Source organism: Nocardioides soli, from assembly GCF_014191495.1.
Classification (GTDB): Bacteria; Actinomycetota; Actinomycetes; order Propionibacteriales; family Nocardioidaceae; genus Nocardioides; species Nocardioides soli.
Genome location: NZ_JACHWR010000002.1, coordinates 1,764,704 through 1,790,783 on the forward strand (window position 1 = coordinate 1,764,704; position 26,080 = coordinate 1,790,783).

At 69.6% G+C, this 26,080-nt stretch carries 24 protein-coding genes; 16 read left to right on the forward strand and 8 right to left on the reverse strand.

What is annotated here, in order from left to right:
* Positions 1-507: 507 nt before the first annotated feature.
* Positions 508-1,806: an IS3 family transposase gene (locus FHU40_RS18725; RefSeq protein ID WP_183593718.1), complete on the forward strand. Its 1,299-nt coding sequence runs from the start codon at positions 508-510 to the stop codon at positions 1,804-1,806.
* On the opposite strand, the gene FHU40_RS18730 is transcribed toward FHU40_RS18725, so the two are convergent.
* Positions 1,777-2,955, reverse strand: coding sequence for a hypothetical protein (locus FHU40_RS18730; protein WP_183593719.1), 1,179 nt, complete (start codon positions 2,953-2,955; stop codon positions 1,777-1,779). The genes FHU40_RS18725 and FHU40_RS18730 overlap by 30 nt on opposite strands.
* 206 nt (positions 2,956-3,161) lie before the next feature.
* Positions 3,162-3,560 carry a hypothetical protein gene (locus FHU40_RS18735; protein WP_183593720.1) on the reverse strand — a complete coding sequence of 133 codons (399 nt, stop codon included), beginning with the start codon at positions 3,558-3,560 and terminating at the stop codon, positions 3,162-3,164.
* Positions 3,561-4,207: 647 nt separating this feature from the next.
* Here FHU40_RS18735 and FHU40_RS18740 point away from each other — a divergent pair.
* From FHU40_RS18740 to FHU40_RS18790, 11 genes are all read left to right on the forward strand, one after another.
* Positions 4,208-4,501: a hypothetical protein gene (locus FHU40_RS18740; protein WP_183593721.1), complete on the forward strand. Its 294-nt coding sequence runs from the start codon at positions 4,208-4,210 to the stop codon at positions 4,499-4,501.
* Between the two features lie 289 nt (positions 4,502-4,790).
* Positions 4,791-5,744 carry a hypothetical protein gene (locus tag FHU40_RS18745; protein WP_183593722.1) on the forward strand — a complete coding sequence of 318 codons (954 nt, stop codon included), beginning with the start codon at positions 4,791-4,793 and terminating at the stop codon, positions 5,742-5,744.
* Positions 5,745-5,805: 61 nt separating this feature from the next.
* Positions 5,806-6,033: a hypothetical protein gene (locus FHU40_RS18750; protein WP_183593723.1), complete on the forward strand. Its 228-nt coding sequence runs from the start codon at positions 5,806-5,808 to the stop codon at positions 6,031-6,033.
* Complete coding sequence (locus FHU40_RS18755; protein WP_183593724.1) at positions 6,030-6,878, forward strand: hypothetical protein; 849 nt, start codon at positions 6,030-6,032, stop codon at positions 6,876-6,878. The genes FHU40_RS18750 and FHU40_RS18755 overlap by 4 nt, the downstream gene beginning before the upstream one ends.
* A gap of 46 nt (positions 6,879-6,924) precedes the next feature.
* Positions 6,925-7,209, forward strand: a complete 285-nt coding sequence (locus FHU40_RS18760; RefSeq protein WP_246056794.1) for a hypothetical protein — start codon at positions 6,925-6,927, stop codon at positions 7,207-7,209.
* Positions 7,209-8,090, forward strand: a complete 882-nt coding sequence (locus FHU40_RS18765) for a hypothetical protein (protein WP_183593725.1) — start codon at positions 7,209-7,211, stop codon at positions 8,088-8,090. Before FHU40_RS18760 ends, FHU40_RS18765 begins: the two co-directional genes overlap by 1 nt.
* Before the next feature lies 1 nt (position 8,091).
* On the forward strand, positions 8,092-8,889 hold the full coding sequence (locus tag FHU40_RS18770) for a hypothetical protein (protein ID WP_183593726.1): 798 nt from the start codon (positions 8,092-8,094) through the stop codon (positions 8,887-8,889).
* Positions 8,886-10,817 carry a type IV secretion system protein gene (locus tag FHU40_RS29630; protein ID WP_183593727.1) on the forward strand — a complete coding sequence of 644 codons (1,932 nt, stop codon included), beginning with the start codon at positions 8,886-8,888 and terminating at the stop codon, positions 10,815-10,817. The genes FHU40_RS18770 and FHU40_RS29630 overlap by 4 nt, the downstream gene beginning before the upstream one ends.
* Before the next feature lie 65 nt (positions 10,818-10,882).
* Positions 10,883-12,388, forward strand: a complete 1,506-nt coding sequence (locus tag FHU40_RS18780; RefSeq protein ID WP_183593728.1) for an SCO6880 family protein — start codon at positions 10,883-10,885, stop codon at positions 12,386-12,388.
* Positions 12,388-13,926: an ATP-binding protein gene (locus FHU40_RS18785; protein WP_183593729.1), complete on the forward strand. Its 1,539-nt coding sequence runs from the start codon at positions 12,388-12,390 to the stop codon at positions 13,924-13,926. Before FHU40_RS18780 ends, FHU40_RS18785 begins: the two co-directional genes overlap by 1 nt.
* Positions 13,927-14,382: 456 nt before the next feature.
* Entirely contained in the window at positions 14,383-15,039 is a 657-nt protein-coding gene (locus FHU40_RS18790; protein ID WP_183593730.1) for a hypothetical protein, read from the forward strand.
* Positions 15,040-15,405: 366 nt separating this feature from the next.
* On the opposite strand, the gene FHU40_RS18795 is transcribed toward FHU40_RS18790, so the two are convergent.
* From FHU40_RS18795 to FHU40_RS18805, 3 genes are all read right to left on the reverse strand, one after another.
* Positions 15,406-15,864: a VOC family protein gene (locus FHU40_RS18795; RefSeq protein ID WP_183593731.1), complete on the reverse strand. Its 459-nt coding sequence runs from the start codon at positions 15,862-15,864 to the stop codon at positions 15,406-15,408.
* A gap of 86 nt (positions 15,865-15,950) precedes the next feature.
* On the reverse strand, positions 15,951-16,433 hold the full coding sequence (locus FHU40_RS18800) for a luciferase domain-containing protein (RefSeq protein ID WP_183593732.1): 483 nt from the start codon (positions 16,431-16,433) through the stop codon (positions 15,951-15,953).
* The gene (locus tag FHU40_RS18805; RefSeq protein ID WP_183593733.1) at positions 16,430-16,846 is read right to left on the reverse strand and encodes a DoxX family protein; all 417 of its coding nucleotides are present in this window, start codon (positions 16,844-16,846) and stop codon (positions 16,430-16,432) included. The genes FHU40_RS18800 and FHU40_RS18805 overlap by 4 nt, the downstream gene beginning before the upstream one ends.
* A gap of 122 nt (positions 16,847-16,968) precedes the next feature.
* On the opposite strand from FHU40_RS18805, the gene FHU40_RS18810 reads away from it, so the two are divergent.
* Positions 16,969-17,328, forward strand: coding sequence for a winged helix-turn-helix transcriptional regulator (locus FHU40_RS18810; protein WP_179652831.1), 360 nt, complete (start codon positions 16,969-16,971; stop codon positions 17,326-17,328).
* Between the two features lie 338 nt (positions 17,329-17,666).
* Here the strand turns inward: FHU40_RS18810 and FHU40_RS18815 are convergent, their stop codons facing one another.
* From FHU40_RS18815 to FHU40_RS18825, 3 genes are read right to left on the reverse strand one after another with little or no spacing between them, the layout of a single operon-like run.
* A complete protein-coding gene (locus FHU40_RS18815; protein ID WP_183593734.1) occupies positions 17,667-19,460 on the reverse strand; it encodes a site-specific integrase in 1,794 nt (597 codons plus the stop codon).
* Between the two features lie 38 nt (positions 19,461-19,498).
* The gene (locus FHU40_RS18820; protein ID WP_183593735.1) at positions 19,499-19,861 is read right to left on the reverse strand and encodes a helix-turn-helix domain-containing protein; all 363 of its coding nucleotides are present in this window, start codon (positions 19,859-19,861) and stop codon (positions 19,499-19,501) included.
* A gap of 31 nt (positions 19,862-19,892) precedes the next feature.
* Positions 19,893-20,978: a tyrosine-type recombinase/integrase gene (locus FHU40_RS18825; RefSeq protein WP_183593736.1), complete on the reverse strand. Its 1,086-nt coding sequence runs from the start codon at positions 20,976-20,978 to the stop codon at positions 19,893-19,895.
* A 198-nt stretch (positions 20,979-21,176) separates the two neighbouring features.
* Here FHU40_RS18825 and FHU40_RS18830 point away from each other — a divergent pair, with 198 nt between their 5' ends.
* From FHU40_RS18830 to FHU40_RS18840, 3 genes are all read left to right on the forward strand, one after another.
* Positions 21,177-24,296 carry a VldE C-terminal domain-containing protein gene (locus FHU40_RS18830; protein ID WP_183593737.1) on the forward strand — a complete coding sequence of 1,040 codons (3,120 nt, stop codon included), beginning with the start codon at positions 21,177-21,179 and terminating at the stop codon, positions 24,294-24,296.
* Between the two features lie 63 nt (positions 24,297-24,359).
* Positions 24,360-24,962 (forward strand): hypothetical protein, encoded by a 603-nt coding sequence (locus tag FHU40_RS18835; protein ID WP_183593738.1) that lies wholly within the window; start codon positions 24,360-24,362, stop codon positions 24,960-24,962.
* Positions 24,959-26,080: type IV secretory system conjugative DNA transfer family protein (locus tag FHU40_RS18840; RefSeq protein ID WP_183593739.1), on the forward strand; the 1,122-nt coding region annotated here is incomplete at its 3' end. The genes FHU40_RS18835 and FHU40_RS18840, both read left to right, overlap by 4 nt.

Consider the following 26,080-nt stretch of genomic DNA (forward strand, 5'->3'; position numbering starts at 1 on the left):
GACGTCTGATGATCCGCTCCTCTAGGCCGGCCGACTCCCGCCGGACACGCTCCGCAAGCGCTATCAACTCAACCGGCATGTTCTCGTAGATGGAGATGTCCGTCAGCAGAGGAAGGTTCACCCTGGCATCCCTCTCGACAGCCGTTCGAACCGGACCCAGGCGAAGGAACTCAGTCAGAAAGTCCGGGCTGAGCGCCGGAGACGCTGGAGGGTCATGTCCTAGTCGGCTCCGAAGCTCCTTGCCGAGCGCGAGCGCTGTCCGGTCCAGGGTCAGGAACCACGCCCTGTAACCCATTGGAGACGACGAGGCTCCACGGCGAAGCCCTGTGCGTCAGGCTGTGGTGAGACACCGCTACTGAGTTCCTTCCCTCTGCACGGGGCGAGAAGTGAGATACCTGATGACCATGACGTTGGCTGATGCTGCCCGGATCGATGATGGGGGGGTGACTCCTCGAGCTGACCGTCCGAAGCGACGTAGTTTCACCGCCGAGTACAAAGGCCGCGATCTTGGCCGAGTACGCCGCCGCTGACCGTGCCGAGCGTGGCGCGATCTTGCGTTGGGAGGGGCTGTACTCCTCCCACATCGTGGAGTGGCGCAAGGCGGCCGAGACCGGCGCGACGGCCGCGCTGGGCCCCCAAGAGCCCAGAGCGCCGGGACCGGGAGGTCGAGCAGTTGCGGGCACGTGCGGAGAGGGCCGAGGCCGAACTGGCCCGGACGAAGGCCGCGCTGGACCTGGTGGGAAAAGCACACGCGCTCTTGGAGACGCTCTCCGAGAGCACGGACACGCCGCGGCGGTCGCCGCGGTGATCAACCCGGCCGTTGATGACCTCGCCGAACACGTCGGGGTGAAGCGGGCGTGTGAGCTGCTGGGCCGGCCGCGCGGCAGCCACTACCGCGCCAAGCGGCCCCGGATGCACGGCCCGGCGCCGAAGCGACCGACACCACCGAATGCGCTCACCGCCGAGGAGCAGGCGCAGGTGATGGGCGTGTTGACCAGTGAACGGTTCTGCGACAAGTCGGTGGCCCAGACCTGGGCGACGCTGCTGGACGAGGGCACCTACCTGTGCTCGATGTCCACCATGCATCGGCTGTTGCGCGCCCACGGCGCGGCCGGTGAGCGACGCCGTCAAGCCACGCATCCGGCGAAGAAGAAGCCTGAGCTGCTGGCCACCGGCCCCGGGCAGGTCTGGTCGTGGGACATCACCAAACTTCGTGGCCCGCAGCGCGGGGTCTGGTTCCAGCTCTACGTGGTGCTCGACATCTTCTCCCGCTACGTCGTGGCCTGGACCGTCCAGACGGTCGAGGACTCCCAGATCGCCACGACCATGCTCGAAGAGGCGATGGGCACCCACGGCATCCCCGAGGCGATCCACGCCGACCGGGGCACCTCGATGACCTCCAAGCCCGTCGCCCAACTGCTGCTCGACCTCGGAGTCGACCGCAGCCATTCCCGGCCGCGGGTGAGCAACGACAACCCCTACAACGAGGCCGCCTTCAAGACACTGAAGTACGCCCCGGTCTTCCCCGAGGCGTTCGGGTCACTGGCCGACGCCCGCGCGTTCTGCCAGGCGTTCTTCGGCTACTACAACCACGAACACCGCCACTCCGGCATCGCCCTGCACACCCCCGCCTCGGTCCACCACGGCACCGCGACCGACATCCGCGCGCAGCGTCAGGCCACCCTCGACGCCGCGCACACAGCCCACCCCGAACGGTTCGGCAACCGCCGACCCCAGGCCCCCACCTTGCCGAAAGCCGCCTGGATCAACCAACCCTCACCGGAGGCCCTGATACAGACCGCATAACAAGACGTGTCTCAAACTGCTTGACATCTTCCGAAGCGCGATCACCCCGACGCAGTTCTCGACGTCGTGGGCAACCAAACGGAGTCGCGTGATCTGGTCAAGATCTTCATCCGAGCCCGACCTCGCTCTGCGACGGTCGTGGCTCTCGTGCCAGATCTCCTGGACAGCGCTGCGGAGCTCAAGCGGAGGTGCGTCTGATTCCTCCTTCAGGTTGCGGTGGGTGACGCCGAAGTCATCGGCCAGGTACTCGCGCACGTCGTCCTTCGGCCGCATGTTTCCATCGAAGTTTGCCGCCCATCCGGCGAACTCAGTCCGACTCCGGCCAGCTGAGGCGTAGACGGCATAGAGGAAAGGCACGCGCGAGCGCCACTCGTCGGTGGCGGTCCGCGCGAAGGTCAGGCTTCGGTTGATGTGGCGCTCGACCTCCTCGATGACACCGTCAGTGACGTGGAGGCGAAGGCCGGCATCAAGGGCCGCGCGCAGCACCGTGTAGTGGCGCTCTGCGCGCTCGAACAGCAACGTCTCCGCAAGCAGCGGCAGCACGACCGTCGTATCGAGCCAGACGTCGCCATCAGAGAAGAGGCGGACGATCACTCGCTGGACATCTGGGGCTTCGCGCAAGAACGCGAAGAGGGTGTAGGCGTCGGCCAACCGTCGAAGGTGGCGCTGAGTAGAGGCGCTCGGGCGCTCGATGACTCGTCGTACGGTCGCGGTCGCCCGCTCGGGATCTACCTCTTTCAGAACGGCGTTCTCGCCCCGAGCCAAGGTGGCGATCAGCTCAGTGGCATCGATCTGCTGAACCTCACCGGTCTGAACTGCAGACGCGAACGACTCCCCGCGTCGGATGAACAACTGCTCGATCGCCTGGCGGAGTTCGTGTGCAGCCTTCGCGCACGCTGCCTCGTCCTCCTCAATGTCCGGAAGCGCCTCGACCAAGGCCAGCCGGATCTCGCCCTCGATATGTTCTTCGTCTCTGAGGAACACTGCGGCTTGTTCCTGCATCTCCAGCCGCTTGGCATAGGACAAGCAGTAATCGTCGGTGGAGCGGTGGTGGTTGACCGCTCCGCCTTTGCGCGAGAGGCGAGTGAGGGCGCTCTCGGTCAGCGCCGCGACCTGCACTTCGTGTCCGGCCGGCAGCATCGCCTGCACGGCGGTGGTGATCGCCGCGCTCGTGAGGCGTGCATCGGCAGTCGTGTCGTGAAGCGCCGCCAGGACCAGCGACTCGAATGCGCTCTTCGTCAGCCCCTTGTCACTCGCTTGGTCCGCCGCATCAAGCGAAAGGTGCAGTAGAGCGATCTTGGAGTCGTCCTGGGTCAGACTCGGAGCAACGCGGTCCTTCAGTCCGCGTGCACTATTCAGTGGTCGTTGTCGCTCCAGTCGGCGAATCGGCTGACGACGTTTCCCGCCTCGTCGGTGACGACCCACTCCCCGCCGGGCTCGGGGGTGAAGTCCGCGAGCTCGTCTGGAGGCAGATCGCGGCTGGAGGAGGCAATCAACTCGACGCCTGAGTCGCATACGAGGAACGGCTTGTCGTCCTCAAGGGCGAGGAGTCGTCTCTTCATGCTGTCGGACGACTCGAGCTGTATGACCTCGCTGAGTTCGTCCCATTCTCCGGGGGTCATGACGACCTCCACGGTGCGCCGTGCGCCCGCACCACCCAGGAAGGAGACCTCAACTCCCCCTGTCACCTCCCGAACGTCCGCCCACGTTCTTAGCGAAGCGAGGAGTCGGTTCCATGCGCGCTCATGGTTCATGCCTCCAGCATTCCAGTGCGGACTGCGCCATGTCCGGCTACCGGCACGCTGCCACATGGCGCTCGCCTCCACGGTGAAGGCGACCGGCTCGACTAGCGTCCTGAGGCATGGGGACATCGAGGTCATCGGTCGGATCGTGATGACGCAGACCAGAGTGCTGGTCACTCTGGGCGTGGGCATCCTCGTGCTTGCGCTAGCCGCCGTGATGTCCGCGCGCCGTCTTCGTTGGTCGCGAGCGCGCATCGCTTGCGCCGGACTTGCTGGGACCAGCTTCGCGCTCGTACCTGCGACAACGCTGGCACGCGGTGACGCCATGATCGCGTGGGGGCGGTCCTGCCTGATTCAGCCGGGCCTGTCTCTGGGGACACCTGAGGCGTTGCTCACGGTGACCGCCCTGGGAACTTGTCAGACCTCGGACGTCGTCAGGAACGTGGCCGGGGCGACGATCGCCTGCGGAGTAGCCGCCCTGCTCTTGCGCATGTGTGCCAGACCGATCGTCTCCGAAAATGCACGTCGGGCACCCGTGACCCCGACGCCTTGAGCACGCGCTGTCATCGGCACGATCGCGCGGAACGCGGCAGAAGCGGATGTTGGAGGGCTCCCAAAAGTCTTGCGGCAAGCGGAGCCGCGCGGCGATGATGACAAGCGTGAAGGATGTCTACCCAGGCGACGTGGACCCCCACGCCGTACCTGGCGTCGACCCGACACCCCAACCCAAGGTTGACGAGACCTGGAACAGGCTGGAAGTCGACGGGGAGACATTCGCCGTTCGGTACGACGGGCGCGGCGAAAGCGAATACGAGTGGCTGAGCGGACCTCACCCCTACGGCTTCTCCCTATCCGGTCCTCGCCACAACCCGACGGTGCAGGAGCACCTTAGGAACCTCCGAGACTTCCTCGCTGACATCGACCCTGACACCGGGTACCTCAGAGAAGACTGAGGCGGCAAGGCCGCCCGCTCATCGGCATGAGCGGACGTTCGCAGCGCGTTCAGGGCGACAACCCGACATGACAAGCGGCTTCGTCATGTCTACCCGGACGGCTTCGGGGCTGCGCAAGGGGTCGGCCAGAAACTTCTTCAACTTTCGGGGGGACGCCCTCTGACCTGCGCAAACGCGCGTCCCCCCTCAGTGTCCCCCCTCGAGATCAGGGGTTTGGGGGGACGGATGCGGGGACGCCCGCTCGCGACCTTTCTGCCGTGCACAGCCACGGACGAAAGGAGCGAGTGCGATGAGTGTGGGCGACCAGCTCGGCCTCGACGACAACAGCGAACTGCTCGACCAGGCCCGCCAGAAGTGGCCGGCCTGGGTGGCCACCGATCCGCGCCTCGGCGTGGTCGACAACTTCGACGACCTGCGCTCCTGGCTGCCGACGGTGGACCACGAAGAATCCGACCAGGTCCTCCTGGCGCTGGCCATGCTGGCCGCGCCCGACGGGGGTGACGACATCGCGGCTGCGGCCGCGCTCGCCAAGTGCCTGCTGCCCGGCGCCTGCCGGCTCGCTGGCTGGCTGAGCACCCTTCCGCCGCGCGAGGTCTTCCGCGACAGCCAGCCGGTCATGGCGGGCACCTGGTCGGCGGTCGAGCGGGTCGACGAGCTGGTGGCCTCGCAGCTGTGGATCGAGGTCCGCACGTTCAAGTGGCGCCGGCTCCGGAAGGTCGCGGCCAACATCTTGATCAACACCCGCGTCGGCGTGCTCCGCGAGGTCGGCGACTTCTTCTACGTCTCCCGGGCCGACCGCACCTGGGCGAACACGACTCTCGTCGAGTCGTTCTCGGCCGGCGACCTGACGAGCGCCGACGGCGGCGCCGGCTACTCGGCCGAGATGCCGACCGAGCGGGTCACCGGCGCGCTGTTCCACCGCCCGGAGATCCTCGCCGACGCCGGACCCGAGCAGGAGGAGCCCACGGCCACTGAGGAGCTCCTGGAGCTGCTCGCGTGGGCGTGCGACCACGATGTCATCAGCCCCGCCGACCGGTACCTGCTGCTGTGCCTGGTCGAGGAGGCCGCCCGAGTCGAGACCCGGCGTCTGGCGCGCGGCTACGGCGGCCTGCTCAGCAACGAGGTCTCCAGCCGGGTCGCGCCCCGCATCGGGGTCTCGGAGGCAACCGTCCGACGCCACGGCTCGCGCACCGTCCGCGCCCTCGCCGCGGCCGCCCCCAGGAAGTTCGGCCATGACGAATAGGCCCGGAAGTGATCGCTCGAACCGCCCCGCAACACATAGGCGACTGGAGGTGGTGAAGCCCATGACAAACATGACAAACACCCACGACGGCGAGACCCGAACGCCGGAGCAGGTCGCCGAGCTGTTCGCGATCGCCGGCCGCGAGATCGAGGCCATCGAGCAGCTGACCGGCTGCGTCGCCCAGCTGCACGAAGTCCAGGCCGCCAAGGCACAGCTGGCGACCCTGACCCCAGCCGAGGTCCGCGCCGCACTCGAGTTCCGCCGCGGCACCATCGGGGAAGCCCAGTGAGCACCCAGACCCCGAGCCGCCCGGTCGGCGTCGACGAGCTCAAGCGCGCCTGGCAGGCACTGAACGCCGGCGAGTTCCGCACCGGCCCCGGCGCCGGCAAGGGCCCCCGCGGCCGCGGCACCGCCGCAGAAGACGACTGGACCCCGGCCGACGGCGAGCACACCATCGCCGTGATCGGGTCCGCAGGATCGGTCGGCGCGAGCACCGTCGCCCTGGCGACCGGCCTCGCTGCAGCCGCACCGGTCCGCGTCATCGAGTGCTGCTCGGTCACCGCCTCCGGCCTCGCCGCGGCGAGCACCGCCGAGCTCGGCCTGCACCCGACCGACTGGCGTCAGGGCAAGCGCGACCACGTCCTGCTCGAGCGCGCCAGCGAGGTCCTCGCCGGCGTCGACGAGGTCCCGCTGCCCACCGAGGCACAGAACGAGACCCAGCTGACCATTCTCGACATCGGCTGGGAGGCCGGCCAGCTACTAGCCACCGACTGCTGGCTGGCCGAAGCCGTCCGCGCCGCCGACCAGATCGTCCTGGTCACCACCGCCACCGTCCCCGGGATGCGTCGCGCCGGAGTCGCCATGGACCTGCTGGCCGGCTACTGGCAGCCCGAGCAGATCGTCCTCGCCGTCCGCGGGCCCCGCCGCAAGAAGTGGCCGCGCGGCGTCGAGCACGCCGGCGGCCCCGCCGTTCGCCGTGCCCTGGACGCGGACCGGTGCGTGGAGATCCCCGTTGACCGCGAGCTCGCGGTCAACGGCCTGGACTCCCGGCCCGTCCCGGTCCCCCTGATCTCGGCAGCACGTCAGCTGCTCGAGCCCCAACACCTGTCCACCGACACCAGCGAAAGCGCCTGACCCGCCCGGGTCAGCAACCCAGAAAGGAAGTCCACCCATGGACGTCATGACCGCAACCGCAACCACCGTGATGGCTGTCTGCCCGAAGGCGCCGCCGGGTGCCGTCGGCCCCACCAACGAGATCACCAGCTACGTGCTGTGGGGCGTCATCGTCCTGTTCGGTCTCGGCATCATCATCGCCATCGGCGCGATCATCGCCGGCCGGGTGTTCTCCCTGCCGCACGCCTCCAAGGTCGGCGTGATCTCGGTGGTGGTCGTGTTCGCCTGCGCGATCGCCTACCTGGTGCTGCCCGGGATGCTCAACGGGATCCTCGGCAAGGGCTGCATCTGATGCGGCGCGCAGCCACGAAGAAGGCAGAAGGCACCAGCGAGTGGAGCCGGCGCCGGTTGCTCGGCATCCTTGCCGCCGCCGTCGCCGTGGCTGCGCTCCTGCTCGGCGGCCTCGTGTACGCGGTCTACCTGGCGGTCTCCGGTATCGGTGGCGAGGCCAGCGCGAACACCGGCGTGGCCACCGGCGAGACCGAGCGCTCGACGGTGGCCCGCGGTGCCGCGCATCGCGACGAGATCGCGGCCGAGCCGATGCTGACCGTGCCCGAGAGTGCGGCCTTCCCGGCCGAGACCACCAGCGCCACGGCCCCGGAGATCAAAATCCCGACCGGGACCGGAGTCAACGGACCCGCGTTCGTGATGACCGGGTTCCCGCAGACCCCGGAGGGCGCGATCGGCCAGCTGGCCCAGATCGACCTCGCGGTGCTGCAGTCGATGAGCCTGAGCACCGCCGAGGAGGTCTACAACGCCTGGGCGCTGCCCGGCGGGGTCCGGGCGGAGGACTGGTGGATCACCGCCAGCGTCCGCGCATTCCTCTCCAGCACCGGGATGGGCGAGGTCAAGGACCCCAGCGCCTCGGTGTCGCTGGAGCCGGCCGCCGCGCTCGTCAAGGGCACCGACGGCCCCGACTGGGCCACGGTCTGCGTGCTGATGAAGGTCAGCGCCACCTACAAGTCCGAAGGCCAGATCGCCTTCGCGCACTGCGAGCGCATGCAGTGGGTCGGCGGCCGCTGGATGGTCGCCCCCGGCGCCCCGCCGGCACCCGCGCCAGCGACCTGGCCCGGAACCCAGCTGGCACACGAGGCCGGCTGGCGCACCTGGTCCACCGACCACACCGAACCCATCAACCCCGGCGACCACGGACACCACGAAGGGGAGCACTGAGATGAGCAACCGCATGAACGACTCGATGGGGGAGTCCCGCACCACTCTGCTGCGCGTGGGCGTCCTGGTGGTCATCGCCGCACTGGTGGCGACCGCCGTCTGGCTCGGAGCGCGCGGCCGAGCCGATGACGGCGACGGCACCGGCAAGACCAGCGGCGACTCCTCGAGCCAGACCGGGCAGCAGGGGCAGAACGTCTCGGTCGACCAGGTCGCCCCGGAGACCGCCCCCGCGGACGGCGTGGTGATCCCGACCGGAGCCGACCAGGTCGACGGCTACCCGACCCGGTTCCCGCAGACCGACCTGGGCGCGGTCGCGCTGCAGGTCGAGGTCGCCAAGGCGCAGGTCGGGTTCGACTACGACCAGGCCGCCGCCGTCGCCGGCCTGTACGCCAACCCCGAGGACAAGGCCGTCTTCGAGCAGCGCGCCCGCGACGCCGTCGCACTGCGCCGACAGCAAGCCGGCGTCCCGAAGGAGGGTGACGTCCCCCCGCCCGCGTCGTACGCCGTGACGCCGATCGCCTACACCCTCGAGGAGCTCGACACCGGCTACTACGCGGTGAACCTGCTCAGCTACGTCACCCTCACCACCGCCAACGGCAAGGTCAGCGACGGCCTCTACGCCGGCACCCAGCTGATGCGGTGGATCGAGGTCGACGGCGTGGGCGACTGGCGCCTGGTCCAGGGCAGCGATGAGGACATCGAGCACCTGGTCTCCACCGGCCAGCCCAAGGCGGTCGCCCCCGGCACCCCGGAGTACAAGCAGGCCGGCTGGGTCCCGATCAACGGAGCCCCCCAGTGACCGCCGGCGACCTCTTCCACCGGGTGACCCGGCTGGGCATCGGCGCCCTGGCGGTCCTAGTCCTCACCACGCTCCTCGGGGCGGCCATGGCCATCCAGCCGCCCACCGCGGCCGCGGCCGAGCCGGCGGCCGCCACGGCGCACATCGCCACGGTCGAGACCGCCGGCCAGTTGCCGGCCCGCAACGTCAAGATGGGCTGCCCCGGCCCCGACGCGCTGTGCGACCTCGGCGTCAAGGACGGAGCTGGCAACCTGATCAACGGCGCCGGGGACGTCCTCGACGGGGCCGCCGGGCTGCTCCCGGACGGCTGCGGCATCCTCGACGCGATCTGCGACGGGGGACTCCCCGGGCTCCCGGGCCTGCCTGGCGTCCCCGGTCTCCCGGGGATCCCCGGCCTCCCGAACGTCGGCGACCTGTTCGGCGGCGGCATCCCGGGCCTCGGCGACATCCCCAACCCGTTCGAGGCCATCGGCGACGTCATCGCCAAGGCCGCGGCCGACGCCTGGACCGCGGCCATGCTCGCGGTCTGGAACTCCGGCCTGTTCGTGCTGCGCATCGTGCTCACGTTCAGTGAGCTGTTCTTGACCCCCGACCTGCGCGCCGACGGACCAGGGAAGGACGTCTACGCCTTCACCCTCTGGCTCGCGCTCGCCCTGGTGGCCATCTTGGCGATGATCCAGCTCGGTGCCGCGGCCTTCAAGCGCGAGGGCAAGGGGCTCGCGCGGGCATTCATCGGCGCCGGCCAGTTCGTCATGGTCTGCGCCTGCTGGTTCGGCTACTGCGTGATGATCGTCGCCGCGTGCGGCGCCATCACCAAGGCGCTGATGAAGTCGCTGCTCAAGGTGCAGACCTGGCCTGACTGGGACCCCCTGGGCGGCCTCGGCATCGACGACATCACCGACGCCGGCGTGGCCACCGCGCTCGCCTTCCTCGGCATCTTCCTGTGGCTGGCCGCGATCGGACACGTCCTGGTCTACCTGGCCCGTGCGGCGTCGCTGCTCGTGCTAACCGCCACCGGCCCGCTCTCGGCGGCCGGGCTGGTCTCCGACTTCACCCGCTCCTGGTTCTGGAAGAGCCTGCGGTGGTTCCACGCCGCGGCGTTCAGCCCGGTGCTGATGGTGATGGTGCTGGGCATCGGCGTGCAGTTCGCCAACGGCGTCGCCGCCCACCTCGCCGACGACACCGCCAAGGCGTTCGGCACCGCCCTGCCGGCGGTGATGACGATCCTGATCAGCGTCGTCGCGCCGCTGGCCCTGTTCAAGCTCCTGGCCTTCGTCGACCCCGGCACCCCCAGCGGAGCGTCGTTCCGGCAGGGCATGGCCATCCAGGGCGGCCTCCAGGGCCTGCTCAGCGGTGGCGGTGCCGGCGGCGGCTCCTCGGCCGCGTCGACCACCGACGGCAACGGCCGCTCCTCGGGTGAGCAGAGCGCCGAGGCCTCGACCGGTGACCGGTTCAACAAGTCCACCCAGGGCGTCCTCGGCAGCTTCGGCCCGGTCGGGCAGGTGCTGTCGACCGGCATGGGCTGGATCAACTCCGCCGGCGCCAAGGCCACCTCCCTGATGTCGGACGAGACCAACCAGGCCGGCGTCGGGCAGAACACCTACGGTCCCGATTTCAGTGGCATGGGTGGCCGCCAGTCCGGTGGCCAGTCCGGCGACCAGAGCAGCGGCACGCACCCCGGCTCCCAGAACAACGGCGACGACGACCCGCCCCCGAACCCGCCCATGCCGCTGGCACCGCCGGCACCGCCGACTCCGCCGACGCTGCCCACCGGTGGCGCACCGGGAGGCGGCTCGGGTGGTGGCCAGAGCGGGTCCGGAGGAGCCGCAGCTACGCCCAAGACTCCCGCCGCCGGTGGCGGGGGAGCGGCCGGCGGCGCCGGTGGGGCTGGTGCGGCCGCCGGCGGGATCCCACCGGTGGCGGTGTAGCCGATGCGCCCCGCCACCTGCCCCCAACCCCGATCGACCTCTACTGACCCGGAAGGAAGCCGACGATGACCATCTACGCCGACTACCAGCGTGACCGCATCGGCTGGTTCTTTGGCCTCTCCGGAGGCCAGCTGATGTTCCTGGCGCTGGCCAGCCTGCCGGCGTTCTGGGCGATCAGTCGCGGAGCGTGGTTCTCCGCGTTCCTGTTCGCGCTGGTCTGGCTGTTCCTGCTGGGCATCACCGTCATCCCGGTCCGGGGCCGCTCGGCCACGGGCTGGGTGTTCGCCTCGAGCATGTACGCCGTCGGCGGGCTGCTCGGCTGGACCTCCTTCCGGGCCAAGGCCGCCCAAGGGCGCGCTGAGGACCTCGACACCCCCGACCTGCCCGGGGTGCTGCAGGGCATCAAGATCCACGACGGCCCGCCGCACGGCTCGCAGCTGCAGCGCGTCGGAGTGATCCACGACGACGCCACGAAGACCTGGGCGGTCACCGCCGCGGTCGTCCACCCCGGCATCGGCATGAAGGACACCGAGGAGCGCAGCGGCTACGGCGAGGCGCTGGCCGGGCTGCTTGACGTCGCCGGCCGCACCGAGAAGGTCGACGAGATCCTGTTCATGATCCGCACCGTCCCCGAGGACGGTGCCGAGCGCGAGCTGTGGGTCACCAAGCACCGCCGCGGCAACGCGCCGGAGCTGTCCGAGGTCGTCAACAGCGACCTCGCGGTGGGCCTCACCCAGGCGTCGGTGCGCACCGAGCAGTTCGTCACGATCGTCGTCCCGGAGACCCGGATCGCCCGGTCGGCCAAGGAGTCCGGTGGCGGGTTCGAGGGCCGATGCCGCGAGCTCTACCTGCTCATGGCCGAGATCGAGGCCCAGCTGCGCGGCCCGATGGGCATGACGTCGGTCCGCTGGCTCACCTCACCGGAGCTCGCCCTGGCGTCCCGGACCGGGTTCGCCCCCGGCGACCGCGCCAGCATCGTCGAGGCCCTCGCCATGCGGGAGAAGGACCCGAACGTCAACGCCGACGTGCCTTGGGCGCTGGCTGGCCCCTCGGGTGCCGACGCGACGGTGCGGCACTACAGCCACGACGCGTGGAACTCGATCAGCGCCACCATCAAGCTCCCGACCCGCGGCGTCGCGATGGGCGCACTCGCGCCCATCCTCACCCCCAGCGAGTCAGGGGAGCGGCGCTCGTTCGTCGTCGCCTTCCCGATCGTGTCGCAGTCCAAGGCCGACCGGCAGTCCGGCAACGCCGAGTGGGCCGCGGACCTGGCCGAGGGCATGAACGAGAAGCTCGGCCGCAAGACCCGTGCCAAGCAGCGGGACGAGGCCCACAAGGCCCGCGGCCTGGACGCCAAGCTGGCCCGCGGCAACGCGCTGGTCCGGCCTTACGCGGTCTGCACCGTCACGGTTCCCAAGACGCTGCGAATCACCGAGTTCGGCCGCCGCCTGGACGCCTCGATCCGTCGCGCCGGGTTCGCGCCGCTGCGACTCGACCTCGCCCAGGACGTCGGCTTCGCCGCCTCGACCATCCCCGTCGGGATGAGCCTGACCCGGAGCGGAGACGCCTGATGCCCACCACCACCCGCCGGAACCGTGGCAGCGGCCGCGACATGGCCGCCCTGCTGTCGGACTTCGGCCACGACCTGCCCACGATCCCCACGCTCGCGCCGGAGGCCAAGGAGCCCCGGATCTTCAAGTACGCCCCCCGCCGCGGTGCAGCGCGCCGCGGCCGCGGGTGGGCGCCCGCCTCCGCCCCGGCGCAGGCATGGCGGATGACCAGCGACCAGGCGCCGGTGTTCTGGCCGTTCGTGTCCGCGCCGGCCCTTCCCCCGACCGGGGCGCAGATGGGCGTCGACCAACTCTCCGGCGGCTCGTTCTACTGCGACCCGTTCGGGTGGGTGCTGCGCGACGACGTGCCGGCGACCAACCCCAACATCTTCCAGTTCGCCAAGCCGGGAAGCGGCAAGTCCGGCACCACCAAGGCGTTCTGCACCCGGATGATGCCGTTCGGCTACCGCACCCTGGTCACCGGCGACGTCAAGGACGAGTACGAGTCGCTGTGCCGCGCGCTCGGCGTCGAGCCCTTCGTCATCGCCCCCGGCTTCTGGGCCCGGGTCAACCCGCTGTCCATGGGGCCGCTCGGCGACGGGTGGGAGAAGCTCTCGGCCGAGGAGGCGCAGCGCCGCGCCACCATCATCTTCAAGCGGTGGCTCGTTCTGGTCCGCGGCCTGGTCGGCTCCATGAAGATCGACGACGAGCGGCGGGTGCCCTTTGGCCCCGACGAGTCCGACGTCGTTCGCAACGCACTGGCGATCCTCACCGGCTACGCCGCCGGCAACACGGTGCTGCAGGAGACCACCATCCCGCGGCTCTGGGACCTGCTCCGCAACCCCACCGAGGAGCTCGTCCGGGCCTGCGAGTACGCGAACCCCCGCGTGTTCCTCGACGAGACCCGGCTGCTGCGCAACGCGCTCGGCGAGCTGGTCACCGGCACCCTGGCCGGCCTCTTCGACGACTTCACCAACATCGAGGTCGACTGGCGCGCCCCGATCCAGTCGTTCAGCCTCTCCCGGCTCGACGGCCTGGGCGACGAGGCCGTGGGCATCGCGCTGCTGTGCATGAACTCCTGGGGCCGCGGCCTGCGAGAGATCGCCGAACCCGGCGACCTGCGCATCGTCGTGCGCGACGAGGTCTGGAAGCAGATGCGTCTCGGCACCGCCGCGGTGGCGAGCTTCGACGCCGACCTCAGGCTTTCCCGCGGTATGGCCGGCAAGGGTGGCGACATCCAGTTCTGCAACCTCCACAAGCCCTCAGACCTGCTCTCCGTCGGCGACGCCGACTCCCAGGCCGCGATGATCGCCAAGGACCTCCTCGAGCTGGCCGACATCAAGATCCTCGGCGCCCAGAAGCCCCGTGTCGCCCGCGAGCTCGACTCGATGCTCGGGCTCGGCCCGATCGCCCAGGACCTCGTCTCCGGATGGGCGATGCAGGACAAGGGCCGCGCCCTGTGGTGCATCGGTGACGCCACCTACAAGGTCCAGACGGTGCTCCACCCGCTGGAGAAGAAGCTCTACTACACCAACGAGGCCATCGAGGCCGCACTTTAGAAGTTCGCGCGAATTTTGACGGTTCTGCGACGAACCTGAGCATGCGCAGCGTCCTCAAGCCTGTGCGGACACTCAGGTTCAGAGACGCCGCAACGGGAAGCGTGTGCCGGATCGGGAGCCGTCACCGAGAAGGTCACCGGACAGGTGATCCGGGACCCTTGAGCGGCGGCGAGCGCGCCGGCCAGGCGGCCTCGGAACCCCGTACCAGCCCAGCCGAGCCCTTCCCACTCCATCAGGTCGCGCAAAGCACCGGAGCCACAGTGCTCGGCCTGACGGTGCGGATAGTCGAGGACCACTGGGCTCAAGGACCGGGTGGCTCGCACCTCGGCCGCGGCGGCCTGGACTCGCACGAGGGGCACGCAGTGACCGCAGCATCGGGCGGGTGAACAACGCACCACACCGTCGCCCGAAGCGAACAGCGGGACCCGCTGCCCGTCAACGCAAGGATGGTTCCTCATGCTTCACAACGCTCTCCCGCTCTGGGCGGTACGCGTGCTCGCGGCCCTCGTCGCGCTGGTCCTCCTCGTCCTGGCCCTCGGACTCGCCCTGCTCATCCCCCACATCCCCGCCCTCGCCAAGGCCGCCACCCGCATGCCCGAAACCCTCGAGGTCGTCGACCGGGCCCCCGACACCCTCGACCAAGTCCAGCGGATCGACCGCAACGTCAAGAAGGTCACCCCGCCGGTCGTCAGAGCGACGAAAGACCTGTCGCTTGTCGCGCCGCACGTCGAGACCCTCGCCGGCCAGGTCGACCGACTTCTGCGCGACCTCGAGACGCTGCAACGCACCTCCAAACCCCTCGGCGAGGCCGCACCCAAACTTGCCCGGCTCTCCGACCAGCTCGGCGACCTCCAGACCTCCCTGCGCCGGCTCGACGGCCGCCTCGCCAGCCTCGACCAAAGCCTCGTCGAACCATTGGACAAGATGGAACGGCCGCTGCGCAGGATCGCCTCCACCACCGGACCACTCCCCGGAAGTCTGGACCGGCTCAACCGAAGCACCGCCGTCCTCGAAGAACTCCCCGGCTACTTCGAGAACCTCCAGCGGACCCTGCGGAGAGTGGAGCGGCACGTGCGTAACCTCGACGAGAAGACCGGCCCCAACATCCGCTGACCGAATGGGACCTCAACACCACGATCCGTAGTCTCCGGACACGTCCAGGCGTTTCACAGTGACGCGCTCGACGCAGGTGAACCGTCAGCCGGCCCTGCACCGGGGCATTCTGGACTGCGAGGAACACGGACACCGCGGCCATCGGACCCCCCCGCGCGTGCGGGGCTCGCTCCCTTCCTTCACCCTCGTGACCCATCGCGCAATCGGCCGCCGCCATACCCATCTGAGAGACGGCATGATTGTCGTAAGTGAGTAGCGCAGCAACACGGTGCCGGCCTTATCACCTCAGCACGGCCGGTGATCTGGGCAGCGGACTGGATGCCGATGGCCAGACGCTGCGGCCTCCGCCGCTCCAGGCACGGAGGGTCACAGACGTAGGGGACGGATCGGGGCGAAGACCACCGAGGGGTCGGCGAGCCACTCCTCCGTGGCCATCACATCGACGTAGAGCTCGATCTCGTGCCCATCGGGGTCGGCGATGTAGAGCGAGTGGGTGACCGTGTGGTCGCTGGCCCCCTGGATCCGCACCCCGTGCTCGGTCAGGTGACGCACGACCTCGCGTAGGTCGTCGTCGCTGTCGCCGACCTTGAGGCCGAAGTGGTACAGGCCCACACGGTGCCCCGGGGGCATCGGCGCCGCGGCCGAGCCCACCTCGATGAGCAGCAGCTCGTGGTGGGTGCGGCCGGATGAGAACGCGGCCGCGGGGACCGGCAGGGGGACCTCCCCGCGGATCTCGTTCCACCCGAGCACGTCTCGGTAGAACCGCCGTGAGCGCTCCAGGTCGCGGACGTAGAGCACCAGGTGGCCGAGCTCGTGGATGCGCATGATGGGTGACTCCGATCCTTGTCCGACTGGTCCGGACCCGAGTGGCCCGGATGCCGGTCACGTCGGCGCTCTGTCAGTACGGCTGGTCAGGCCGGGGGGTTGGTGGCGTACTCGAAGGCGGCGGTCACGATCTGGGAGACCAGCTCTGCCTCCTCCTCGTCGCGGGGTGCGTAGATCATCACCGCGCCCGAGGTGATCAGGCCGCGGCGGGCGATCGGGTGTTGCTCTGCCCAGCCTGTCTCGATTACGCGGGAGGCGACGTCGGGCGGCAGCACCAGGTGCAGTGAGTGGTCCGGTGCGGGGTGCAGGTGAGCGAACTCGGTGCCGATCATGAAGGCCTCGGGCGGGCCCTGCGCGGCCTCCGGCGGCAGGGTCAGGGCGCGCGCTCCCGGGACCGAGATCATGCTGGGGCGCCAGACCACGTCCGGCAGCTGGGCGAGCCGCTCCTCCAGGAGGCGGCGCGGCCGATCGTCGTCCGGTTGTTGATCGAGCTGAGTGTGCGGATTGCTCGGGGTAGTGCGCGGCCTGGCGCCGCCGCGGGCGGGCAGGTCGACCAGCAAGCCGGTCACAGCGTGAACACCGGGCCGAGCACGAGCAGGCCGAGCTCGTCGCCCGCGGAGGCGAAGAACGCGAACAGGGCGAGCGCGGCACCCGCGAGGGACAGGTCCTTGAGGAACTGGGTCTGCTCGTTGGCCTTGCTCGCCGGGTCGGTCTCGCGCCAGAAGCCATGCATCAGCACCGCCGTCGGCACCAGAAAGGCGACCAGCAGCAGGGCACCGAGGTCGGGCCAGACACCAACGGCCACCATGAGGCCACCCACGATGATCACCGCACCGGAGATGGGCACCATCAACCCGGCCGCAGGCACACCCTTGCTCGCCGCATAGCCGGTCATCATCTCCCGCTGGCTGAAGTGCCCCATCCCGGCCCCCAAGAACAGCAGCGCGAAAAGGATCCGGCCGATGAGGACCAGAACGTCCATGAGAGCTCCTCGTATGCGAAGTAGTCACTTACTCTTTGTAAGTGACTCTAGGAGTATCATTCCGGGAACGGCGTTGGCAAGAGTCAAGGTCCGGCGACTCGTCGGCCGCGGAGGTTGTCTGCATGGACGAGACACAGGGCTACTGTCCGGTCTTCCACCGCGCGGTCGAGCTGATCGGGCGGCGCTGGAACGGCCCGATCATCCGCGCACTCCTCGACGGAGCCGACCGCTTCGGCGAGATCCGCTCAAGAATCCCCGGGCTCACCGATCGGCTCCTCGCCCAGCGGCTCCGCGAGCTCGAGCGCGAGGGCGTGGTGGAACGCGCCTCCTCCGCCACCACCGTGCACTACACGCTGACGACCAAGGGCCACTCCCTGGCGCCGGTGATCGAGTCCATAGCCCAATGGGCTGCGGCGTGGGAACCTCCAGGATCGACCAGCTCGGCGCAGGGCCGCAGCGCCGCGGACTCGCGACGCCGGTAAGCAGACCGACCACGAACGCTGTCGCGCCGAGCTCCGCGAGAAGTGGATCCGCTGGCGGGACTCCTCCTCCACCACTCGAGCCACCGGCTCTGGAATCTCCTTGATGTTTCGGGGGGACGCCGCCTGACCTGCATAAACGCGGTGCAGGGCGCCACGTCCCCCCGCCATTCGACGGTTCGGGGGGACGGATGCGGGGACGCTGAGCCGCCACGCTGCGGCCCGTGACCAAAGTCAGCAGCGCCAGAGTGTCCGAATCGTGCGCGCCGCGGTTGCTTATCGGTGGCGTGAGGATGTTGCGACAACTCTCGACCCGGGCCGCGCGGTACGTAAAGACACGGTCATGGCCGGGTGCCAGGCTGGTCTTCGTTCCTCAGGTCGGGGTGCTCGACGGTCTTCAGGTAGCGGGTGGCGCCTTCGACGCTGAGCCCGAAGAGGTCATAGATGCGGCGTACGTCGCCGCCGGTGGCGTGGATCTCGTGCAGGATGCGGTCTTCGCGCAGGGCTCGTGGGCGGATGCGGCTTTCCTTCCAGGGAAAGGATGGGCCGCTGGGAACGAGGCGCGGCGCGGTGCGTCGGTTGATGAGCAGGTATGGGTTCGCGGTGGCCGGCCAGGTTCGGTTGCGGTGGTCGAGCCAGGCGCTGAGCCGGCTCCTGACGGGTGCGGCGAGCGGGATGTCGCGACCGCCGAGGTGGAGGCGACCGTCGACGATGTCGGTCAGCTGCAACTCCCGGACCTGCTTGCCGGTCAGTCCGTGGAAGGCCACCAGAGCGACGGCGAGCGCGACGGCCGGGTTCGGCGAGTCCAGTTCGGCCCGGATCACTGCGGGGTCAAGCGGCAGCGGAAGGTTCGTGGCGACGCGGGTGAGGTCGATGCCCTTCATAGGGTTGGTGAAGACGAGTCGGCGGCCCTTGAGGATCTTGAACAGCGACTTCAGGCCGTTCTCGGCGAAGTGGCGTTGGCTGGTGCCGGCGGGCAGAGCCGCGATGGCGGCCATGACGTCGCCCGTGCTGATCTCGGCGAACGACTGGCGCCCGATTTCGACCCATGGCTGCACGACGGGCGCGAGGCCCTGGATGTGGAGCTCGACGGTCTCCGGTTCGCGGGGCAGCTGGCGTGGCGCGTGCCGGGATCCGCCGAGCATGATCTGAAGCCACAGCTGGAGGTGCTCGCGCATCGTGTCGGGGAGGGCTCCGGAGGCGATGAACTTGGTGTTGAAGTACCGCTCGACCCGGGTCGGGACGTCCTCGATCAGCAGGTCGGCTTCGGCGAGGACGTCGAGGGTGGAGGTGATGGTGCCGTCGTAGCGGCGCAAGGCCACGACGTCACTGGCGCGGACCTTCGCGGTGGGAGTAGGCCGCAGGATCTGCAGCAGCCGCAGGGACTGGATCACGGCATTGCGCTGCCTGACGCTCCAGCCGAAGCGGCGGGCGTGGTCGGTGACGATGGCAGCGCAGTACCGGGTCAGTTCGCTGTCCTCGACCAGGAGGCGTTGGCGCAACACCTCGGGATCGGGGTCCATGTCGAACAGGGTCAACTGTTCAAACACATCGTTGTCGAACCCGGTGCCGGGTTGGTAGGGCAGCTGGTTCTTGTTCTTCTTCGACCAACGGCCATCCCAGGTGACATAGTCGGGCAGCGGCGTCGCCCTTCGCTTGAAGGCCATGTTGGCGAGGAACAGCTGCTGGCTGTCCTTGTTCGCCGCGGCGACATCGGGTGCCCGCCCGGGTTCCTGTCCGAGGCGGGCGTTCTCAAGGCACAGGCGACAGGCTTGTCGGTCGCTGACGTGGCTGACGCGGCCGCAGTAGGCGCAGGTGCCCTTCGGGTAGTGGCTCTGCCACCAGCGGCAGGACCAGCAGGTCCAGTTGTGGCGGGGGTAGACGCCCCAGGCCAGGCAGCCCTTGCAGGATCCGATGTGCTCGGGGCTGCGGGGATGGCACCGGGTGCACAGCCCCTGACTGAAGTAGTCGGTGCGGGAGCCGCAGCGGTCGCACGGTGGAGCCGCGAGTGGGCCGCCGGGCAGGCACTGATAGCAAAAGTCGACCCTGGGGCTGGTCCATGCGACGCGGTTGCTCTGGCATCGGATGCACTTGGGCGGCAGTCGCAACGCCGCGTTGGGGCCGGGCGCGGGCATGCGGTGCTCGTCGTGTCAGTGGGCGATGGGGGTGCGGGCTACAGCGGTGGGGTCGAGCGGGGCTTGCCGAGCCGCGGTGTGACCGCCGGTGGCGTGCCGCCGCCGTTGCCGTTCGGATCGCCATCCCCGTTTCCGCCGTTGCCGTTGGCGGCGTCGGTGTTGCGGGGACAGCGCGCGGCGACCTTGTCCGGCTCGGGTGTCATCAGGTCGTTCGGGGTGCATTCGAGCACGGCGCACAGCACGTCGAGCTCTTCGAGCCGCATCGTGGGCGGGGTCCCGGCCCACCACGACGACATCTTCCCGGCGGAGATCTCGAGCCCGGCCTCTGCCAGCATCCTGCGCAGTTCTGCGGACTTCCAGATCCCTCGTTCGGCGGCCCGTAGCCGCAGGTTCCACTGCATCGGGATCGTCTCCTTCAGTGCATCAGTCGGGTCAGTCGATATGGAGGCACAGGCGGGCTTCAACGCGATCGCTCGCGCTGTTCCACGCGCGCTCGATGTGGTCACTGCGGACGTGGAGGTAGCCCGAGGTGGTGGCCAGCCACTGGTGGCCAAGGAGCTCCTGGAGCGCCTTGATGTCCATCCCGGCCGCGTACAGCGACGAGGCGCAGTAGTGCCGCAGCACGTGTGGCGTCATCCGTCCCGACCACGCCGGCAACCACTCGTCGACCTGGATTCCCAGGGCGCGGCGCAGCGCGTTCGCGCCGACACGTCCGCACCGGTCCAGATCGCGGTCGAACCGCTCAGAGGGCAGCAGTGGCGCGTCCGGGTGGGCCCAATCGTGGCCATACTGCGGGCGGACCTCGGCCAGCCACCAGTCGATCAACTGGTTCGCGCCGTTGATTCCGGGCACGAGCCGTGGCTTGGGTCCGCGGCCGCCCGAGCCCTTGCCGTGGCGGACGTGGAGCTTGCCGAACTCGCCCAGATCGGGGCGCCAGTCGCGGATGTCGAGCATGACGGTCTCGTTGATGCGCAGCCCGAGTCGGCGCCACAGCGATGCGGCGAAGTAGTCGCGGGCCGCGGGAAGGTACTTGCGTGCCTGCGGGACCGACCCGCGCCAGGCGGTGAACAGCGCGTCGATCTCCTCATCCGATGGCGGCACTCGGACCTTGCCCAGCGATGCCCCGGACTGGCGATTGAACTCATCGATCGGCTGCTCGACCAAAACACCGGTCGCGCGGCGGATCGTGCCGGCGTAGCGGGCGATCACGAACTCGTAGAAGCCCGCCAGTGCGCCCGCCTTGCCCGCCCGGGTCGACACGCTGAGCCCCATCCGGCGCTGCTGGGCCAAGAACGCGTCCGCGTCCGCGCAGGTGGCCTCCCACAGCGGCCTCGACAGCGAGCGAGCGAACTCGATGACGATCGCCCGAGTCCCGCCGATATGGCGGTCCGTCAGACCTGCCGCCGACATCGCCAGCGCGTACTGGTCGACCAGCTCCTGCTCGAAGTCCTGGACCGCCTGCGCACCTATCAGTGCCGGATCAGCCGCGCTGCCACCCGGCAACGCCACCAAGCCCATCAGTCACCATCTTCAAGCGAGGCGATCATGCGTCGATACTACAGCCAAACTGTCAGCCGGGGCGACGGTTGCTCAGTTCAAGCCCGTCCGGGAGCTCAGCCAACGCCACCTGCACAGACGCAGGTCGGAGCGCATGGACGTCCGATCGAACCTGAGTTCCTAGAGATTGCCGGCTGAGGCGCACGGGACTGACCTGTCGTGAAGAAGCTTCTGCTCGCCGGACTGCCGGTCCTGATCATCTTCATGGGCCTGCCGCTGCTGGTCTCCCTGATGGTGGTCATGAGCACGACCGCGGCCGCGGAGTGCCGCACCCAGACCAACCAGACCGCCCCCACCGAGCTCGGCGACCTCGGCGTCATCGACGGGCCCGTGGGCGGCCCGGTCAAGGGCAAGGTCACCTTGGCGCAGGCCAACATCCCGCGCCGGTCCGGCCTGGACGGCTTCCGCGCCTCCATGCCCAAGGTCCTCTCGACCAACCCGGACTTCGTCACCCTCAACGAGGCCAGCGGGTGGACCCTGACGCAGATCGAGGCCGCCGCCCCCGGCTACGGCGCGTTCCGGGTCGCCGACCACACCGGCGACAACAACTCCATGGGCAACGTCGTGCTCTGGAAGCGCGACACCTGGTCCAAGGCCAACGGCGGCCGGGTCACCCTCGTCGTCGACGACAACACCTACTACCAAGGCCGGGCGGTCACCTGGGACCGGTTCGCCACCTGGGTGATCCTCGAGCGCGCCGACGGCGCCGTGGTCTCGGTCATCTCCACCCACCACATGACCAACCCGCACAAGTACCCCCGCCAGCACGGGAACCCGCCACTGACCCGGCCCCAGCAGTACGGCGCCGGCATGGACATCCTGCTGCAGCTGCGCAACTCGCTGGCCACCCACGGCCCGGTGCTCATCGGCGGCGACATGAACACCCACGCCTCCTACACCGACCTGCCGTGGGCGGCGGCCGCGAAGATGAAGGCCGCCGGCTACGGCTGGCACAACCACGCGGTCGACTTCGTCTTCTTCCCCCAGCACCAGGGCGTGCGCCTCGAGCGGGGATGGTCCGGAACGATGGTCTCCGACCACCACTGGATCTCCGCCCGCCTCTCCATGAACGGCGCCGGCCCCGAGAGCGCGCCCACGACCGCGGCCACCAGCGCCGGCGTCGTGAACGCCGCCCACACCACGAAGACGGCGGCCGAGCCGCCATCCGGGAACGTGCTCGCCCAGCTGATGCGGCTGCGGTTCGCCTCCAGCTACCCGACCATGACCGCCAAGCAGGCCCGCAACGCGATCACCATCGCCCAGGTCGCCCGCGACCTCCAGGTGCCCCGCCGCGGGCTGCAGATCGCCATCGCCACCGCGATCCAAGAGTCCAAGCTCGTCAACCTCACCGGCGGCGACCGCGACTCCGGCGGCCTGTTCCAGCAGCGCCCCTCTCAGGGCTGGGGCAGCCGCGCCGAGGTCACCAACCCGGTCCTCGCCGCACGGGCCTTCTTCGGCGAAGCCCAGCACACCGGCAACCCCGGCCTGCTCGACATCCCAGGCTGGCAGAACATGCCGCTGACCCCGGCCGCCCAGGCCGTGCAGCGCTCCGGCTACCCCGACGCCTACGCCCAGTGGGAGGACGTCGCCGGCGACATCACCGACCTGCTCGGCGGCGACCTGCCCGACCTTCCCGACAACGGCTCCACCACGAACGTGGCCAACTGCCAGGGCGAGACCATCAACCCGGTCACCGTCGGCACCCTCAACCTGCTCGGCGCCGGCCACACCGACAAGGCAGGGGAGCGGCCCGGCTACGACACCTGGGACAAGCGACTGCCCGGAGCCATGCGCACGATCGAGAACGCAGGCGTCACGATCGCCGGCCTCCAGGAGGTGCACGGCCCGCAGGCCAACGCCCTGGAGAACCAGTACGCCGCCAAGTGGGGGATCTACCCGGCCAGCGGGAAGGCACAGAACCGGGTCATCTGGGACCGCAACGAGTGGAAGCAGACCGACGGCCGCCTCGTCGACATCCCCTACTTCGGCGGCAAGGACGTCGGCATGCCCCTGGTGCAGCTGACGTCGACGACCACCGGCCAGGTCATCTGGGTGTGGAGCATCCACAACCCGGCCAACACCCACGGGAACGCCGCCGCGCACCGCAAGGAAGCGCTGCGCCGCCAGCTGGCCACCATGACCGACCTCGCCGGCACCGGGGTCCCGGCGGTGATCCTGGGCGACTTCAACGACGGCAAGGACGGCAACAACTCCTCACACTGCGCGCTCACCCCCGAGCTCACCAACGCCTTCGGTGGATCGGCAGAGCCCTGCAAGAAGCCCAAGAAGGACGCGCCGATCGACCACATCTACAGCGCCAACCTCACCTGGGCCAGCGCCAAGGTCGACAACAGCACGCAGGCCAGCAAGATCGCCGACCACCCGCTGGTGGTCGCCACCACCGCCGGCAGCAGCGCGGGCTGCGCGGTCGCGCAGGCGACCAACTACAACCTCGGCCCAGTCAAGCCGCAGCTGACGCAACTGGTCAACATCCTCGGCCCGATGTTCGACATCAAGACCGTCGGCGGCTACCGCGAGAGCGCCACCGACCCCAACGGCCACCCGGCCGGGCTCGCGGCCGACTTCATGGTCCCGCTCACGCCCGCCGGCAAGGCCCAAGGAGACGCGCTCGTGGCGTACGCGCAGGCCCACGCTCGCGAGCTCGGGATCGACTACATCATCTGGTACCAGCGCATCTGGTCGGTCGCGCGCGCCGACGAGGGCTGGCGGCGGATGGAGGACCGAGGCTCGGCCACCGCGAACCACATGGACCACCCGCACATCAACGTGCTGCCCGACGCCAAGGTCACCCCGATCGGGCTCGACGGCGCGTCCTGCGACGAGGTGGTCTACCCGGTTCCCGCGCAGTACATCGGAACGGACCGGAAGAACTGGCACGACACCGGCCCCTACTGGTCCAACTGGCACACCGGGACCGACTTCTCCGCGCCCTGCGGCACGACCGTCTACGCCGCGCACGCCGGCACCATCGAGATCGACACCAGCCAGGGCTGGGCCGGCCCGCAGCTGGTCAAGGTCACCACCGGACCCGGCTCGCTGACCACCTGGTACGCACACATGCAGAGCGTCAGCGTCAGCCGCGGCCAGACGGTCGCCGCCGGCGAGCCGATCGGCCAGGTCGGCAAGGAGGGCAACGGGAGCGGCTGCCACCTCCACTTCGAGGTCCACCTCAAGAACGGCTCGATCTACGGCCCCGACAACGTCGACCCCTCGACCTGGCTGGCTGAGAACGCCTCAAAGCCGACCCGCTCCGTCTGATCGCTGCCGGGTCCTCTCGGCACATAGGTGACTAGCCAGAACTTTCGACCACGAGGTGAGTCCATGCAGAGAGAGCGCCGACGCGACCCGTACCCCTGGACCTGGGAGATCCCTGTCGCCGTCGCCCTGGCGACGCTGTTCGTCATCGTCATCGGCATCCAGCTGGGCCGATCGGTCGCGAACCTGCTCGCCGGCGCCGGGTGGACCTGGCCAGACGCCAACGCCGGCGCGTTCCCCTCCCCGATCGGGACCGCCTTCTGGACCAGCCTCCCCGGCGTGCTCGGCGGCCACGCCGACGCCGGACTGCCCACACCCACCCCCGACGGACTGGCTGGTCGCGGTCTGGTGTGGGCCAGCCTCGCGCTCACCGAAGCCGCCCTGCTGACCGCCACGATCTGGGTCGGCGTGTGGGCCTACCAGCGCTGGGGCCCGGGACGCATGCGCGGCATGGCTACCGCCGCCGAGGCCGAGAAGCTGCTGGGCGTCACCCGGCTGCGCAAGGTCGCCGGCATCGTCCGGCCCGACCTCTACGGAAAGCACACCACCGCCACGACGGCACCCGTCCAGCGCGCCGCCGGCGACCTCACCGAACAACCCGGGCCACAGCTCGGCCACGGGCTCAGCCCGTGGCTCTTGGACGGCCGCCGCACGAAGGAGGAGCGATGAAGCTGAGGTTCAACCCGCTGGACGTGGGTTGGCGCATCGGCGACGCACACGAGCCGCGCGGCGGCGAGCTGTGGGTGCCGTGGGACCGCACCGCCGGCGTGATCGGCCCGCAGGGCTCCGGCAAGACCCTCGACCTGCTCACCCCGGCGCTGCTCGGCGCCCCGGGCGCTGCCCTGGTGACCTTGACGAAGGTCGAGGACCTGCTGCTCAGCCTCACCGAACGTTCCCGCGACGACCGGCCATGCGTGGTCCTGGACCCGTTCGGCCTGGCCGAGGGCATCTGGGGTCATGGGGTCGACGAGCTGATCTGGGATCCGATCGCCGGCTGCGTGGACCCCAAGGTCGCCGAGCGGCGAGCCAAGGCCTTCACCGCCGGCACCGTCAAGGGCGCGATCACCGGCGGCACCGGCGACGACGCCGCCCGCTTCTACGCCGCGGAGTCCGCGAAGGTGCTGCAGGGCTACTTCCACGCCGCGGCCCTGACCGGAAGGACCCTCGAGGACGTGCTGCAGTGGGTGGCCAACCCGACCGCCGCTACCCAGCCGATGGAAATCCTGCGACGCCACCCGCACGCCGAGCCGTTCTGGCACGGCCTGCTGCACGGCGCGCTCAACGGCGACGACCGCACCGCCGGCAACACCGTCACCACGGTGCAGCAGGCGGTGTCGCTGTTCTTCCAGGCCGACATCCGCCGCCGCTGCATCCCCAGCCCCGGCCACCCCGCCACCGACCTGGCCGACGTGATCCGCCGCCGCGGCACCATTTATCTCCTCGGCCGCGAGGACCCCTACGCCTCGGCCAGCCCGCTGATGACCGCCGTGGCCGAGCATGTCTTGGACACCGGCCTGCTGCTGGCCAACAGCTCCCCGTGGGGAGGCCGGCTGTGCCCGCCCCTGGTCTCGGTGCTCGACGAGCTGCCCTCGACCGCACCGCTTCCCACGCTGCGCACCCGGATGGCCAACGAGCGGGCCCTGGGGCTCTCGTTCATCTGGGCCGCCCAGACCCGCCCCCAGCTGACCAGCATCTTCGGCGAGCACGAGGCTCGCGCGCTGCTCGGCCTCACCAACACCCTGGTGATGTTCGGCGGATCCAAGGACGTCGCCTTCAACCAGGAGATC

Excerpts from the sequence above, each read along its gene's own strand:
- FHU40_RS18735 (WP_183593720.1), bottom strand. The coding sequence starts at position 3,560 with ATGAACCATGAGCGCGCATGGAACCGACTCCTCGCTTCGCTAAGAACG.
- FHU40_RS18745 (WP_183593722.1), top strand. The coding sequence starts at position 4,791 with ATGAGTGTGGGCGACCAGCTCGGCCTCGACGACAACAGCGAACTGCTC.
- FHU40_RS18750 (WP_183593723.1), top strand. The coding sequence starts at position 5,806 with ATGACAAACATGACAAACACCCACGACGGCGAGACCCGAACGCCGGAG.
- FHU40_RS18760 (WP_246056794.1), top strand. The coding sequence starts at position 6,925 with ATGACCGCAACCGCAACCACCGTGATGGCTGTCTGCCCGAAGGCGCCG.
- FHU40_RS18765 (WP_183593725.1), top strand. The coding sequence starts at position 7,209 with ATGCGGCGCGCAGCCACGAAGAAGGCAGAAGGCACCAGCGAGTGGAGC.
- FHU40_RS18770 (WP_183593726.1), top strand. The coding sequence starts at position 8,092 with ATGAGCAACCGCATGAACGACTCGATGGGGGAGTCCCGCACCACTCTG.
- FHU40_RS18780 (WP_183593728.1), top strand. The coding sequence starts at position 10,883 with ATGACCATCTACGCCGACTACCAGCGTGACCGCATCGGCTGGTTCTTT.
- FHU40_RS18785 (WP_183593729.1), top strand. The coding sequence starts at position 12,388 with ATGCCCACCACCACCCGCCGGAACCGTGGCAGCGGCCGCGACATGGCC.
- FHU40_RS18790 (WP_183593730.1), top strand. The coding sequence starts at position 14,383 with ATGCTTCACAACGCTCTCCCGCTCTGGGCGGTACGCGTGCTCGCGGCC.
- FHU40_RS18795 (WP_183593731.1), bottom strand. The coding sequence starts at position 15,864 with ATGCGCATCCACGAGCTCGGCCACCTGGTGCTCTACGTCCGCGACCTG.
- FHU40_RS18805 (WP_183593733.1), bottom strand. The coding sequence starts at position 16,846 with ATGGACGTTCTGGTCCTCATCGGCCGGATCCTTTTCGCGCTGCTGTTC.
- FHU40_RS18810 (WP_179652831.1), top strand. The coding sequence starts at position 16,969 with ATGGACGAGACACAGGGCTACTGTCCGGTCTTCCACCGCGCGGTCGAG.
- FHU40_RS18815 (WP_183593734.1), bottom strand. The coding sequence starts at position 19,460 with ATGCCCGCGCCCGGCCCCAACGCGGCGTTGCGACTGCCGCCCAAGTGC.
- FHU40_RS18820 (WP_183593735.1), bottom strand. The coding sequence starts at position 19,861 with ATGCAGTGGAACCTGCGGCTACGGGCCGCCGAACGAGGGATCTGGAAG.
- FHU40_RS18825 (WP_183593736.1), bottom strand. The coding sequence starts at position 20,978 with ATGGGCTTGGTGGCGTTGCCGGGTGGCAGCGCGGCTGATCCGGCACTG.
- FHU40_RS18835 (WP_183593738.1), top strand. The coding sequence starts at position 24,360 with ATGCAGAGAGAGCGCCGACGCGACCCGTACCCCTGGACCTGGGAGATC.